Source organism: Actinomyces sp. W5033, from assembly GCF_051303165.1.
The window spans coordinates 174,460-188,379 of record NZ_JBPPGD010000001.1; the positions used below are offsets into that span (position 1 = coordinate 174,460).

12 protein-coding genes and 4 tRNA genes are annotated in these 13,920 nt (G+C 71.9%); 14 read left to right on the forward strand and 2 right to left on the reverse strand.

The genetic code is table 11. The features are described 5' to 3' along the window. Window positions 1-58: 58 nt before the first annotated feature. A tRNA-Val gene (locus tag ACSJJR_RS00745) sits at window positions 59-131 on the reverse strand. A gap of 152 nt (window positions 132-283) precedes the next feature. Between ACSJJR_RS00745 and ACSJJR_RS00750 the strand changes: the two genes are divergently transcribed. The 4 genes from ACSJJR_RS00750 to uvrC all read left to right on the forward strand — a co-directional run bounded on the left by ACSJJR_RS00750 (window position 284) and on the right by uvrC (window position 2,878). Further along, a tRNA-Gly gene (locus ACSJJR_RS00750) sits at window positions 284-356 on the forward strand. A 35-nt stretch (window positions 357-391) separates the two neighbouring features. Beyond that, window positions 392-462, forward strand: a tRNA-Cys gene (locus ACSJJR_RS00755). Window position 463: 1 nt separating this feature from the next. Next, window positions 464-535: transfer RNA gene (locus ACSJJR_RS00760), tRNA-Val, on the forward strand. A gap of 90 nt (window positions 536-625) precedes the next feature. Beyond that, on the forward strand, window positions 626-2,878 hold the full coding sequence (uvrC, locus tag ACSJJR_RS00765) for an excinuclease ABC subunit UvrC (RefSeq protein ID WP_435941605.1): 2,253 nt from the start codon (window positions 626-628) through the stop codon (window positions 2,876-2,878). A gap of 46 nt (window positions 2,879-2,924) precedes the next feature. On the opposite strand, the gene purT is transcribed toward uvrC, so the two are convergent. After that, window positions 2,925-4,160: a formate-dependent phosphoribosylglycinamide formyltransferase gene (purT, locus tag ACSJJR_RS00770; RefSeq protein ID WP_435941606.1), complete on the reverse strand. Its 1,236-nt coding sequence runs from the start codon at window positions 4,158-4,160 to the stop codon at window positions 2,925-2,927. Between the two features lie 38 nt (window positions 4,161-4,198). Between purT and rapZ the strand changes: the two genes are divergently transcribed. The 10 genes from rapZ (at window position 4,199) to ACSJJR_RS00820 (ending at window position 13,825) form a co-directional block, all read left to right on the forward strand. Beyond that, the gene (gene rapZ, locus ACSJJR_RS00775; protein ID WP_435941607.1) at window positions 4,199-5,146 is read left to right on the forward strand and encodes an RNase adapter RapZ; all 948 of its coding nucleotides are present in this window, start codon (window positions 4,199-4,201) and stop codon (window positions 5,144-5,146) included. Window positions 5,147-5,279: 133 nt separating this feature from the next. After that, complete coding sequence (locus tag ACSJJR_RS00780; RefSeq protein WP_435941755.1) at window positions 5,280-6,236, forward strand: gluconeogenesis factor YvcK family protein; 957 nt, start codon at window positions 5,280-5,282, stop codon at window positions 6,234-6,236. Between the two features lie 62 nt (window positions 6,237-6,298). Then, the gene (whiA, locus tag ACSJJR_RS00785) at window positions 6,299-7,279 is read left to right on the forward strand and encodes a DNA-binding protein WhiA (RefSeq protein WP_435941608.1); all 981 of its coding nucleotides are present in this window, start codon (window positions 6,299-6,301) and stop codon (window positions 7,277-7,279) included. Window positions 7,280-7,573: 294 nt separating this feature from the next. Continuing rightward, a complete protein-coding gene (gap, locus tag ACSJJR_RS00790; protein WP_435941609.1) occupies window positions 7,574-8,581 on the forward strand; it encodes a type I glyceraldehyde-3-phosphate dehydrogenase in 1,008 nt (335 codons plus the stop codon). A 143-nt stretch (window positions 8,582-8,724) separates the two neighbouring features. After that, window positions 8,725-9,918, forward strand: a complete 1,194-nt coding sequence (locus tag ACSJJR_RS00795) for a phosphoglycerate kinase (protein ID WP_435941610.1) — start codon at window positions 8,725-8,727, stop codon at window positions 9,916-9,918. A gap of 6 nt (window positions 9,919-9,924) precedes the next feature. After that, window positions 9,925-10,704 carry a triose-phosphate isomerase gene (gene tpiA / locus ACSJJR_RS00800; protein WP_435941611.1) on the forward strand — a complete coding sequence of 260 codons (780 nt, stop codon included), beginning with the start codon at window positions 9,925-9,927 and terminating at the stop codon, window positions 10,702-10,704. A gap of 170 nt (window positions 10,705-10,874) precedes the next feature. Beyond that, the gene (secG, locus tag ACSJJR_RS00805; protein ID WP_435941612.1) at window positions 10,875-11,117 is read left to right on the forward strand and encodes a preprotein translocase subunit SecG; all 243 of its coding nucleotides are present in this window, start codon (window positions 10,875-10,877) and stop codon (window positions 11,115-11,117) included. Between the two features lie 49 nt (window positions 11,118-11,166). After that, entirely contained in the window at window positions 11,167-12,075 is a 909-nt protein-coding gene (gene xerD, locus ACSJJR_RS00810; RefSeq protein WP_435941756.1) for a site-specific tyrosine recombinase XerD, read from the forward strand. 9 nt (window positions 12,076-12,084) lie between these two features. After that, complete coding sequence (locus tag ACSJJR_RS00815; protein ID WP_435941613.1) at window positions 12,085-12,969, forward strand: ParA family protein; 885 nt, start codon at window positions 12,085-12,087, stop codon at window positions 12,967-12,969. Further along, a complete protein-coding gene (locus ACSJJR_RS00820) occupies window positions 12,959-13,825 on the forward strand; it encodes a segregation and condensation protein A (protein ID WP_435941614.1) in 867 nt (288 codons plus the stop codon). Before ACSJJR_RS00815 ends, ACSJJR_RS00820 begins: the two co-directional genes overlap by 11 nt. The last annotated feature ends 95 nt before the right edge of the window (window positions 13,826-13,920 follow it).

Consider the following 13,920-nt stretch of genomic DNA (forward strand, 5'->3'; position numbering starts at 1 on the left):
CCTCAGACGGCGTTGAGGGCCCGGGACCATGACGGTCCCGGGCCCTCAACGCGTCCGGTGGGCGATACTGGAATCGAACCAGTGACCTCCTCGGTGTGAACGAGGCGCTCTAACCCCTGAGCCAATCGCCCGGCGCAGGGCACAGGCTATCGGCAGGCGGGCCGCTGGGGCAAACAGGGCTCCGGTGAGGTGGATCACCGCGATGTCATTTGCGCTGTCTTCCGACGCCGGGCTACTGTTCAACCCGTCGCGAGCGGCTCCTCGGAGCGGCTCAGGACGGCACGCGGATGTGGCTCAGTTGGTAGAGCATCACCTTGCCAAGGTGAGGGTCGCGGGTTCGAGTCCCGTCATCCGCTCTGAGGAGCCGGGAGCTCTCCCAGCAGCACTCAGTGGTGGGTTGGCCGAGAGGTTAGGCACCGGCCTGCAAAGCCGTTTACACCGGTTCGAATCCGGTACCCACCTCGGGCGATTGGCGCAGCGGGAGCGCGCTTCCCTGACACGGAAGAGGTCACTGGTTCGATCCCAGTATCGCCCACGAGCAAGGCCCGGGACGTCAGGTCCTGGGCCTTCGGCGTGCCTGGAGCCCGGTGCGGCAGGGGGTCTCGCCCCCGATACGCTGCACCCCATGGCCGACCCCTCGACGTACCGCCCCGCGCCCGGGGAGATCCCGACGTCGCCCGGCGTCTACCGCTTCATCGACGCCGAGGGCCGTGTCATCTACGTCGGCAAGGCCAAGAACCTGCGCCAGCGCCTGTCGAGCTACTTCCAGGACCTGGCGGCCCTGCACCCGCGCACCCAGCGGATGGTGACCACCGCCTGCGCGGTGGAGTGGACCGTCGTGTCCACCGAGGTGGAGTCCCTGGCGCTGGAGTACTCCTGGATCAAGGAGTTCAACCCCCGTTTCAATGTCATGTACAAGGACGACAAGTCCTACCCGTACCTGGCCGTGACCATGCAGGAGACCTACCCGCGGGCCATGGTGGTGCGCGGTGCCCGCAAGCCGGGGGCCCGCTACTTCGGCCCCTACGTCCAGGTGTGGTCCATCCGCGAGACCCTGGACCAGCTGCTTCGGGTCTTCCCCGTGCGCTCGTGCTCCCCGGGCGTCTTCAGACGTGCCCACGCCTCCGGCCGCCCCTGCCTGCTGGGCTACATCGACAAGTGCTCGGCGCCATGCGTCGGTCGTGTGAGCGCCCCCGACCACCGGCGCCTCGCCGAGGACCTGTGCGCCTTCATGGCCGGACGCACCGGGCCCTACCTGCGCGAGCTCGAGTCTGAGATGCGGGCGGCAGCGGCGGCCCTCGACTTCGAGAAGGCCGCCCGGCTGCGCGACGACGTCGCCGCCCTGACGAAGGTCATCGAGCGCAACGCCGTCGTCCTCGACGACGCGACGGACGCCGACGTCTTCTCGCTCGTGAGGGACGAGCTCACCGCGGCCGTCCAGGTCTTCCACGTGCGCGGCGGGCGCGTGCGCGGCCAGCGCGGCTGGGTCATCGACCTCGTCGAGGACAGCTCCGACGCCGAGCTGGTCGAGCGCCTGCTCCAGCAGGTCTACGCCGACCTCGTCACCCCCGCAGACGCCACCGCCGACGACGCCGTCCCCGAGCCCACCGGGCAGGCCCAGGCCACCGTCCCCGTGGGGACCGCCACGGGCGCGCCCGAGACCTCGGGCCCGACGACCTCCCTCGGTGTCGGGCACCGGGCCCCCAGCGCCCCGGCCCACAGGGCCCAGGCGCAGTCGCCGGGCCCCGGCGGCCGCCTGCGCGAGGACCGCACGGCCGCCACAAGCGTCGATGACGTCGCCCACACCGCCACCACCGCTGTGCCCCGCGAGATCCTCGTGCCCGTCCTGCCGCCGGACGCCGAGGCGGTCACCGCGTGGCTCACGGCCCTGCGCGGCGCCAAGGTGGACCTGCGCGTGCCCCGCCGCGGGGACAAGGCGGCACTCATGGACACGGTGCGCAAGAACGCCGAGGAGGCGCTGCGCCTGCACCGCACCCGCCGCGCCGGGGACCTGAGCCAGCGGGCCCAGGCCCTGGAGGAGCTGGCCCAGGCCCTCGACCTGCCCGAGGCCCCGCTGAGGGTGGAGTGCTACGACATCTCCCACACGCAGGGCACCTACCAGGTCGGCTCGATGGTGGTCTTCGAGGACGGAGCGCCCAGGAAGTCCGACTACCGCCGCTTCACCGTGCGTGGGCCCGAGGGGCGCGGGGCCGGTGACGACACCGCCGCCATGAGCGAGGTCCTCACCCGCCGCTTCACCCGGCTGCTGGCTGAGCAGGGCGCTGAGCTCAGTGAGGCCGGGCGCGAGCTCGTCGGTGAGGAGGGCGACGGCGTCGCCATCTCCTCCGGTCCCGTGGACCCCGCCACTGGCCGCGCCCGGCGCTTCTCCTACGCGCCCGGCCTCGTCGTCGTCGATGGCGGTCTGCCGCAGGTCAACGCGGCCCGCGCCGTCCTCGACGGGCTCGGGCTGGACGTGCCCCTCATCGGCCTGGCCAAGCGGCTGGAGGAGGTGTGGGTGCCGGGGGAGGAGTTCCCCGTCGTGCTGCCACGCACCTCACCGGCGCTCTACCTGCTGCAGCACCTGCGCGACGAGTCGCACCGCTTCGCCATCACCCACCACCGCGCCACACGCACCAAGGGGATGACCCGCTCGGTCCTCGACGCTGTGCCCGGCCTCGGGCCCGCCCGTCAGGCGGCCCTGCTCAGGGAGTTCGGCTCGGTCAAGCGCCTGCGCCGGGCCAGCCCTGAGCAGGTCGCCGCCGTCAAGGGCATCGGCCCGGTGCTGGCCGCGGCAGTGCTCGAGCACCTTGGCTCCCCGGCCGGCGCGGGTGAGGAGGCTGCCTCAGGACCCGGGGCGCCTGACGACAAGACCCCTTGATCCCGCCGGGACCGCGCCGCCTGAGCCCGCTGCCTCCCGCGCGGTCTCAGCCCACTGGTGCGGCGGCCGAGACGGTGACCGCTGCGGCCGCCGCCCTCGCCCTGTCACGCGCCTGCTCCACGTGCGTGCCGCTGGCGACCGCCACGCCCAGGCGCCGACCCACGTGCGCGGTCGGCTTGCCGAACAGGCGCAGGTCCGACTCCGCCACCGCGAGCGCCTGCGCGACGCCGGAGAAGGTCGCCCCGGCCCCCGCGGCGCTCTCGACCGGGCTCTTGACCACCGCAGAGGCTCCCGGTGCGCGCAGGGCGGTGTCCACCGGCAGGCCGAGCAGGGCGCGCGCGTGCAGCTCGAACTCGCTCAGGCGCTGGCTCGCGAGGGTCACCAGCCCCGTGTCGTGCGGCCTGGGGGAGACCTCGGAGAAGAGCACCTGCTCGCCGACGACGAACAGCTCGACGCCGAACAGGCCCCAGCCGCCCAGCGCCTGGGTCACCCGCGCCGCGATCTGCTGCGCCCGGGCCAGGGCCGCGGCTGGCAGGGCCTGCGGCTGCCAGGACTCGACGTAGTCGCCATCGACCTGGCGGTGGCCGATGGGCTCGCAGAAGCTCGTCACCGTCTCGCCCGTGGCGGCGTCGCGCGAGCGGACGGTGAGCAGGGTGATCTCGGTGTCGAAGCGCACGAGCCCCTCGACGATGACGCGCCCCCGGTCCACACGCCCGTCCTCGGCGGCGAAGCGCCACGCCGTCTCAAGGTCCTCGCTGCGGCGCACCACCGACTGGCCGTGCCCCGAGGAGGACATCACCGGCTTGACGACGCAGGGCAGGCCCACCCGCTCGGCCCCGGCGCGCAGCTCCTCCAGGCTCGAGGCGAAGACGTAGGGGCTCGTCGGCAGCCCCAGCTCCTCAGCCGCGAGGCGGCGGATCCCCTCACGGTCCATCGTCAGGCGCACGGCCCGGGCGGTCGGCACCACGCGCACAGCCCCCTCGGCCTCCAGGGCGACGAGGGCGTCGGTGGCCAGGGCCTCGATCTCGGGCACGACCACCTGGGCGCCCGAGGACACGACCGCGGCACGCAGGGCCTGGGGGTCGGACATGTCCACGGTGAGCGAGTTGTGCGCGACCTGCTGGGCGGGGGCGCCGTCGTAGCGGTCAATGGCCGTGACCTCGACACCCAGGCGGGCCAGGGCGATGGCGACCTCCTTGCCGATCTCTCCCGAGCCCAGCAGGGCCACCTTGGTGGCGCTCGTCGTCCAGGGCGTGCCGATGGTGCAGGCGGTGGTAGTCATATGGAGCACGCTACCGGGCCGCGTGCCATGATCGCCCCATGAGCGAGCAGCGCGACCCCGTCCAGGACACGGTGCCCACAGGGATCTCCGCCATCGACAAGGCGACGCCCCCGGTCCCGCCGGCAGGGCGCCCCGAGATGGTCATCGTCACCGGCATGTCCGGGGCGGGGCGCTCACGCGCCGCCAACGCGCTCGAGGACCTCGACTGGTACGTCGTCGACAACCTGCCGCCCCAGATGCTGCCCGCCCTGGCTGGGATGATGACGACCGTCGGTCCCGGCGTGCACCGCCTGGCCGCCGTGGTGGACGTGCGCTCACGCGCCTTCTTCTCCTCCTTCATGCGCTACCTGGGCGAGCTGCGCGAGGCGGGCACCTCGGTGCGGCTCGTCTTCCTCGACGCCGACGGCGCCACCCTCGTGCGCCGCTTCGAGTCCTCACGCCGCCCCCACCCGTTGCAGGGCACCGGCACCATCCTCGACGGCATCGAGCACGAGCGCACCCTCCTGGCCGGCCTCAAGGGCATCGCCGACGAGGTCATCGACACCACACGCCTGTCCGTGCACGAGCTCGCCCGGCGGGTGCGCGAGGTGGTGGCCGCGGACGCCGAGCTGCCGCTGCGCGTGACGGTCATGTCCTTCGGGTTCAAGTACGGCCTGCCGATGGACGCCGACCACGTCCTCGACGTGCGCTTCATCCCCAACCCCTACTGGGTGTCCGAGCTGCGCCACCTCACCGGCCGTGACGCCCCTGTCGCGCAGTACGTCTTCCGGCAGGCGGGGGCCGCGGCCTTTGTCGATGGCTACGCCGACCTGCTGGCCCAGGCGCTGCCGCACTACGTGGACGAGCTCAAGCCGAACGTCACCATCGCCGTGGGCTGCACGGGCGGCAAGCACCGTTCGGTGGCCACGGTGGAGCGGGTGGGCGAGCGGCTGCGCACCCAGGGCTTCAGCGTCGTCACCCAGCACCGCGACCTCGGCAGGGAGTGAGGACACCGTGACAGCGACAACCCCCAGCCCCCACAGTGCCCAGACCCCGTCCGGCGCGGCGGGCCACGGGCACACCTCGGCCACCACCCTCGACGCCGAGGGCTGGCGCAGACGCGGCCAGGAGGGCCCTCGCGTGGTCGCCCTGGGTGGTGGGCACGGCCTGTCCGCCACCCTGCGGGCCCTGCGCCACGTGACGCACCGGCTCACCGCCGTCGTCACCGTCGCCGACGACGGCGGCTCCTCGGGACGGCTGCGCCAGGAGTTCGACTGCCTGCCCCCCGGCGACCTGCGCATGGCGCTGGCGGCCCTCACCGATGACTCCGAGTGGGGCCTGACGTGGCGCGACGTCCTGCAGCACCGCTTCGCCGGGGACGGCGAGCTCGACAACCACGCCCTGGGCAACCTCCTCATCCTCGCGCTGTGGCAGCTGCTGGGCGACGACGTCGAGGGACTGGACTGGGTGGGGCGCCTGCTGTCCATCCACGGCCGGGTCGTGCCCATGAGCTCGTCGCCGCTGGTGATCGAGGCGGACGTCGTTGACGGCCACCGGCGCTCCCGGGTGAGCGGGCAGGTGGCCGTCGCCACGGCGCGCGGACGCATCGAGAACGTGCGCCTGTGCCCGCCGGAGGCCGTCGCCCACCCGGTGGCCGTCGAGGCCATCGCCGAGGCGGACTGGGTCGTGCTCGGGCCGGGGTCGTGGTACTCCTCCGTCCTGCCGCACCTGGTGCTCGACTCGATGCGTGAGGCCCTCGTGAGCACCCGCGCCCGCAAGGTCCTCGTGCTCAACCTCACCGCCCAGAGGGGGGAGACCGAGGACATGACGCCCGCGGACCACGTGCGCGTGCTGCACGAGTACGCCCCCGGGCTGCGCCTGGACGTCGTCGTGGCCGACCCCTCCACCGTCGAGGACGTCGCCGCCCTGGAGGAGGCCGCCCGTCAGACGGGCGCTGTGCTGGTCCTGCGCCAGGTCCGCACGAGTGACGGCCTGGGTCACCACGACTCGCTGCGCCTGGCCGCAGCCTTCCGTGACTCCTTCGACGGCGTCGTCGCGGACCTGGGGGCGCCTGCGGCCCCGGAGGGCGCCGGTTGAGACGTTAACCTGCATCCTTGCCACAGCACACCCTGCCAGCCCCGACGAACAGGAGCCACCACATGTCGCTGACGGTGACCGTCAAGGACGAGCTGTCCCGTGTGGCACCCGGCACCCTTTCCCAGCGCCGCGCCGAGGTCTCCTCCATGCTGCGCTTCGCCGGCGGTCTGCACATCATCGGCGGGCAGATCGTCGTGGAGGCCGAGCTCGACCACGGGGGAGCGGTCCGGCGCCTGCACCGCGAGCTCAAGGACCTCTACAGCGTCGAGCCCGAGGTCATCGTCGTGCGCGGCGGCTCCCTGCACCGGGGCAACCGCTACGTCCTGCGCGTCAGTGAGCGAGGCAAGGACCTGGCGCGCCTGGCCGGCCTCGTTGACGGGCACGGCAGGCCCGTGCGCGGCATGCCCGTCGCCGTCGTCCAGGGCGGGCGCAGCGCGGCCGCGGCCGCCTGGCGCGGGGCCTTCCTCGCCCGCGGCTCGCTCACGGAGCCGGGACGCTCCTCCTCGCTCGAGGTCACCTGCCCCGGCTCCGAGGCGGCGCTCGCCCTGGTCGGGGCCGCCCGGCGCTTCGACATCGTCGCCAAGGCGCGTGAGGTGCGCGGAGCGGACCGCGTGGTGGTGCGCGACGGTGAGGCCATCGGCGTCCTGCTCGAGCGGATGGGCGCGGCCCAGGCCTACGCGGCCTGGGGGGAGCGGCGCTCGCGCCGCGAGACGCGCGGCACTGCCAACAGGCTGGCGAACTTCGACGACGCGAACCTGCGCCGCTCGGCCCGCGCGGCCGTCGCCTCCGGCGCCCGGGTCGAGCGCGCCTTCGAGATCCTGGGCGAGGAGGTCCCCGAGCACCTGCTCGAGGCCGGGCGCCTGCGCGTGGAGCACAAGCAGGCCTCGCTCGAGGAGCTCGGCCAGCTCTCGGACCCGCCGCTGACCAAGGACGCGGTGGCCGGGCGCATCCGCCGCCTGCTGGCCATGGCGGACAAGCGCGCCCACGAGCTGGGGGTGGCGGACACGGAGTCGGTGCTCACCCAGGACATGCTCGACCTGTGACCCGCCGGGCGGGGCGCCACGGCCACCCGCCCGCCCACGCCCGCCGGGGCACCCGTCGCCTGGGACCAGGGTCCCGGAGCCGCGGGCACGTCCCGGTGCGTGAGTGAGCCGCTGCGCCCAGGCAGGCCCTCGTGTTCGCCCCTGGCGTGCCAGGTGGTCGCGGTGCGGCCCGACGTGACGCTAGACTCCCCGGTGTCGGGACCCTGGTTCTGCCACCGGCTCCCGTAGGGCACACACGCTTGTGCCCTTCAGCTACAAGTACGTGCGCCGTCGGGCGTACTAGGAGGACACAAAGTGACCACCCGCGTTGGTATCAACGGCTTCGGCCGCATCGGCCGCAACTTCTTCCGCGCCTCCCTCGAGCAGGGTGCGGACATCGAGATCGTCGCCGTCAACGACCTCACCGACACCAAGACCCTCGCTCACCTCCTCAAGTACGACTCCATCCTCGGCCGCTTCACCGGCGAGGTCTCCTACGACGAGGAGTCCATCATCGTCAACGGCAAGACCATCAAGGTCCTTGCCCAGCGCGACCCCAAGGACCTGCCCTGGGGCGAGCTCGGCGTCGAGGTCGTCGTCGAGTCCACCGGCTTCTTCACCGACGGTGAGAAGGCCGCTGCCCACCTCGCCGCCGGCGCCAAGAAGGTCGTCATCTCCGCCCCCGCGAAGAACGTTGACGGCACCTTCGTCATGGGTGTCAACGAGGGCGACTACGACGGCGCGACGATGAACATCGTCTCCAACGCCTCCTGCACCACCAACTGCCTCGCCCCCCTCGCCAAGGTCCTCCACGAGAACTTCGGCATCGTGCGCGGCATCATGACGACGATCCACTCCTACACGGGTGACCAGCGCGTCCTCGACGCCCCGCACCGCGACCTGCGCCGCGCCCGCGCCGCCGCCCTCAACATGATCCCGACGAAGACCGGTGCCGCCCAGGCCGTCGCCCTCGTCCTGCCCGAGCTCAAGGGCAAGTTCGACGGCCTCGCCGTGCGCGTTCCCACCCCGACCGGCTCCCTCACCGACCTGACCTTCCAGGCCGAGAAGGAGGTCTCCGTCGAGTCCATCAAGGCCGCCGTCAAGGCCGCCGCCGAGGGCGAGCTCAAGGGCATCCTCAAGTACACCGAGGACCCGATCGTCTCCACCGACATCGTCGGCGACCCGCACTCCTCGATCTTCGACGCCACCGAGACCAAGGTCATCGGTGACCTCGTCAAGGTCCTGTCCTGGTACGACAACGAGTGGGGCTACTCCAACCGCCTCGTCGAGCTCACCGCCCTCGTCGGCTCCAAGCTCGCCTGAGCAGCGGGTACCCGCCGCATGAGCACCTGACGGTCCGACGCCCGTGCACGCCCACGCGTGCGCGGGCGTCGGACCGTCAGCAGCTCAGGCCTCGCCGCTCACCCGGCACCGACCACCACCACAACCAGCAGGTAAGAGGTTTCATGAAGACCATCGAGTCCCTGGGCGACCTCAAGGGCAAGCGCGTCCTCGTCCGCTCCGACTTCAACGTCCCGCTCGACGCTGACAAGAACATCACCGATGACGGCCGTATCCAGGCAGCACTCCCCACCCTCAGGACGCTGCTAGACGCCGGCGCCAAGGTCATCATCACCGCCCACCTGGGCCGCCCCAAGGGCCAGGTCAACCCGGACTACTCCCTCGCGCCCGTCGCCAAGCGGCTGGCGGAGGTCACCGGCGTCAAGGTCACCCTCGCCGAGGACACGGTCGGCGAGTCCGCCAAGGCCGCCGTCGCCGCCATGAGCGAGGGTGAGATCGTCCTGCTTGAGAACGTCCGCTTCAACGCCGCGGAGACGAGCAAGGACGACGCCGAGCGCGCCGCCTTCGCCGCCGAGCTCGCCGCCCTCGCCGACGTCTTCGTCTCCGACGGCTTCGGTGTCGTGCACCGCAAGCAGGCCTCCGTCTACGACGTCGCCAAGATCCTCCCGGCTGCCGCGGGCCTGCTCGTCAGCAAGGAGATCGAGTCGCTGTCCAAGGCCGTCACGGACCCCGAGCGCCCCTACACGGTGGTCCTCGGCGGCTCGAAGGTCTCCGACAAGCTCGGCGTCATCGCCAACCTCCTGTCCAAGGCGGACCGCCTGCTCATCGGCGGTGGCATGGCCTACACCTTCCTCGCGGCCCAGGGCCACGAGGTCGGCACCTCCCTGCTGGAGAAGGACCAGATCGACACGGTCAAGGGCTACCTCGCCACCGCCAAGGCCAACGGCGTCGAGCTGCTGCTGCCTGTTGACACCGTCGTCGCCCCGGTCTTCGCCGCGGACGCCCCCGCCACCGTCGTGGCCTCCGACGCGATCCCCGCCGACCAGATGGGCCTGGACATCGGCCCGAGGACGGCCGCCCTCTACGCTGAGGCCATTGCCACGTCCAAGACGGTCGTGTGGAACGGCCCCATGGGCGTCTTCGAGTTCGAGGCCTTCTCCGCCGGCACCAAGGCCGTGGCCAGGGCCATGAGCGAGTCCGACGCCTTCACGGTCATCGGCGGTGGCGACTCCGCCGCGGCCGTGCGCACGCTCGGCTTCGACGAGTCCACCTTCTCCCACATCTCCACCGGCGGCGGTGCCTCCCTCGAGCTGCTCGAGGGCAAGGTGCTGCCCGGCGTCTCCGTCCTGGAAGGCTGAAACACCATGAGCAACCGCACCCCGCTGATGGCGGGCAACTGGAAGATGAACCTCGACCACCTCGAGGCCAACCACCTCGTCCAGGGCCTGGCCATGGCCCTCAAGGACGCTGGTCACGACTACGCCAAGTGCGAGGTCCTCGTCATCCCCCCGTTCACGGACATCCGCACCGTGCAGACGATCGTCGAGGCCGACGACCTCAAGATCAAGTACGGCGCCCAGGACGTCTCCGTCCACGACAACGGTGCCTACACCGGTGAGATCTCCACCGCGATGCTCGACAAGCTCGGCGTCACCTACGTCGTCATGGGCCACTCCGAGCGCCGCGAGTACCACCAGGAGTCCGACGAGCTCGTCGGCGCCAAGGCCCGCAAGGTGCTCGACGCCGGCATGACGCCGATCCTGTGCTGCGGCGAGGCCCTCGAGGTCCGCAAGGCGGGCACGCACGTGGACTTCGTCCTGGGCCAGGTCCGTGCCGCGCTGGCGGGCTGGTCCGCCGAGGACGTCGCCAAGATCGTCATCGCCTACGAGCCCATCTGGGCCATCGGCACCGGTGAGACCGCCACAGCCGCCGACGCACAGGAGGTCTGCGGCGCCATCCGTGAGGCCCTGCGCGCCGACTACGGCGACGCCACCGCCGACACCACCCGCGTCCTGTACGGCGGCTCCGCCAAGCCGGACAACATCAAGGAGCTCATGGCCCAGCCCGACGTTGACGGCGCGCTCATCGGTGGCGCCTCGCTCAAGGCTGAGTCCTTTTCCGCCATGGCGGGCTTCTACGCCTGAGCCGCCTGGGCGAAGCCCGTGCGCTGACGCGCGCCCAACGCCCTGAGCAGCCCGAGCCGGTCTGGGCCCGGCCACCTTCCTGTGAGGTGGCCGGGCCCAAAACCCTTTGGCGGGGAAAGGGGGGGGGAGTCCTCCTCTCCACCTTTCCCCGTCACGAAGGACACCGCAGCATGGCCATCCTGGAGATCGTCCTCAAGATCCTCCTCGTGCTCTCGAGCGTCTTCCTCATCGCCACGGTCCTGCTGCACAAGGGACGCGGCGGCGGCCTGTCGGACATGTTCGGTGGAGGCTTCTCCTCAGCAGCCGGCTCCTCCGGCGTCGCCGAGCGCAACCTCAACCGCATCACCATCGGCGTCGGCACCGTCTGGGCCATCGCCATCGTCGGCCTGGGCCTGGTCTCCAGGTTCGCCTGAGCGCGCCCGCGGCCCCGACGACGTGGCTGGCGGTGCCGTCACCCATGCCCTGGGCGGCTACCTTGCCCACCTCAGGGTCGAGCGCGGTCTGAGCGCGAACACCCTGTCCGCCTACGAGCGCGACCTCGGCCGGTACGTCTCCTTCCTCGCCCAGCGTGGCGTGGAGGACCCCAGCGGCGTCACGGAGGCCGATGTCGCCGCCTTCCTCGAGGCCATCCGCACCGGCTCGGACGGTGGTCGTCCTCTGGCGGCCTCCTCCGCCTCCAGGACCGTCACCGCCGTGCGCGGCTGGCACCGCTTCCTCCTGGCTGAGGGCTCCACGAGTACCGACCCTGCGGCGGCCGTGCGCCCGCCGCAGGTGGGCCGGCGCCTGCCCAAGGCCCTGAGCGTCGAGCAGGTCCAGGCGCTGCTCGAGGCCACCAACACCGACGGCTCGGCCGCCGGCCTGCGCGACCGGGCCCTGCTCGAGCTGCTCTACGCCACGGGGGCGCGCATCTCGGAGGCCGTCGGCCTCGTCATCGATGACCTCGACCGGGACTCGGGCTGCCTGCGGCTGTTCGGCAAGGGGCGCAAGGAGAGGATCGTGCCCATGGGGCGCCTGGCCTGGGACGCCCTGGACGCCTACCTCGTCCAGGCCAGGCCCGTTCTCGCCGAGCGGGGACGGGGGGTGCCGGAGGTCTTTCTCAACACGCTGGGCCGGCCCCTGTCCCGTCAGTCCGCCTGGGGGGTGCTGCGTCAGGCGGCCGTGCGCGCCGGCCTGGACGAGGGCCTGCACGTGTCGCCCCACACGCTGCGTCACTCCTTCGCCACCCACCTGCTGGCAGGCGGGGCCGACGTACGCGTCGTGCAGGAGATGCTCGGCCACGCCTCGGTCACCACGACGCAGATCTACACGAGGGTCACGGTGGAGCACCTGCGCGAGGTCTACGCGACCAGCCACCCGCGTGCTTTCGGATAGGCTGCCCGTGTGAGTACCTCCAGCACGACGGACCGCCAGCAGCCCGGGCTCATTGACCTGCCCTCACAGGAGGGTGAGGGCAAGGTGTTCCCCGTGCCGGCGCCCCTGGAGGCCCACGGTCCCGCGCGTGTCATCTCCATGTGCAACCAGAAGGGTGGCGTCGGCAAGACGACGACGACCATCAACCTGGGCGCCTGCCTGGCCGAGTACGGCCGCAAGGTGCTCATCGTCGACTTCGACCCCCAGGGGGCCGCCTCCGCGGGCCTGGGCATCAACGCCAACGAGCTCGACACCACCGTCTACGACCTGCTCGTCGCCGCACGACCGGACGTGCGTCCCGTCATCCACCCGACCTCCACCCCCGGGCTCGACATCGTGCCGGCGAACATCGACCTGTCGGCGGCCGAGGTCCAGCTCGTCAACGAGGTGGCGCGCGAGCAGGCCCTGGCCCGTGTGCTGCGCCCCGTGCTCGACGACTACGACGTCGTCCTCGTCGACTGCCAGCCCTCTCTGGGCCTGCTCACCGTCAACGCCCTGACCGCCTCGCACGGCGTCATCATCCCGCTCGAGACCGAGTACTTCGCGCTGCGCGGCGTCGCCCTGCTGGTGGAGACCGTTGACCGTGTGCGTGACCGTCTCAACCCCCGTCTGCAGATCGACGGCATCCTGGCCACCATGGTGGACCACCGCACCCTGCACTCACGTGAGGTGCTCGAGACCCTCAGCAAGGCCTTCGGCGACCAGCTCTTCGACACCCGCATCCGCCGCACCGTCAAGTTCCCCGACGCCTCCGTGGCCGCCGAGCCCATCACCACCTACGCGCCCACCCACGCCGGCGCCGAGTCCTACCGCCGCCTGGCGCGCGAGCTCATCGCCCGCGGCGATGTCGCCTGAGCCGCCGGGCCTGACCACGCCCACGTCGGGCGGGCCGGCTCCGGCCGCCGCCCAGGAGGATGTCGCGGGTCCTCAACGGGTCCCGGGGTTCCGCGTGAGCCTGGAGCAGTTCGAGGGACCCTTCGACCTCCTGCTCACCCTCATCGCCCGCCGTCGCCTCGACGTCACCGAGCTCGCCCTGGCGGAGGTCACGGACGAGTTCCTCGCGCACATGCGGGCCGACTGGGACCTGGGGCACGCCAGCGAGTTCCTCGTCGTTGCCGCGACACTGCTGGCGCTCAAGGCCCACCGGCTGCTCCCGCACGATGGCGAGGAGGAGGACGACGAGGACCTTGAGCTCCTGGAGGCCCGCGACCTGCTCTTCGCCCGGCTCCTGCAGTACCGGGCCTACAAGCAGGCGGCGGCCCACCTGCGTGAGCGTGCCGACAGCGCCCAGCGCTCCCACCCGCGCGTCGTCGGCCTGGCACCCGAGCTCGCCGCCCTGCTGCCGAGCCTCGTGTCCACGCTGGGCGCCGAGGACCTCGCCCGTGTGGCCGCCCAGGTGCTCTCCCGGCGCCTGGAGGACGGCGTCCAGACCGTCCACCTGCACGAGGCCGTGCCCGTGGCGCAGCAGGTGGGCCTCATCGCCCTGAGGCTGCGGCGCCACGGCTCGCTCACCTTCACACAGATCGCCGCCGACGCCGACCACCGGGCTGTGGTCGTCGCCCGCTTCCTCGCCCTGCTCATCCTGTACCGCCAAGGCAGCGTCGATCTCGACCAGGACCAGCCGATGGACGAGATCACGGTCACGTGGTGCGGCACCGAGGAGGACCTCACGGGCATCATGGACCCAGACCTCGAGGAGGAGTTCGCATGAGCGAGAGCACGCAGGGGCTTCGGAGCACCCGGCTCGACCGCCTCCTGGGCGTCACCACCGCCGGCCGTGGCGCCGCGGACCCCACGACGAGGGCC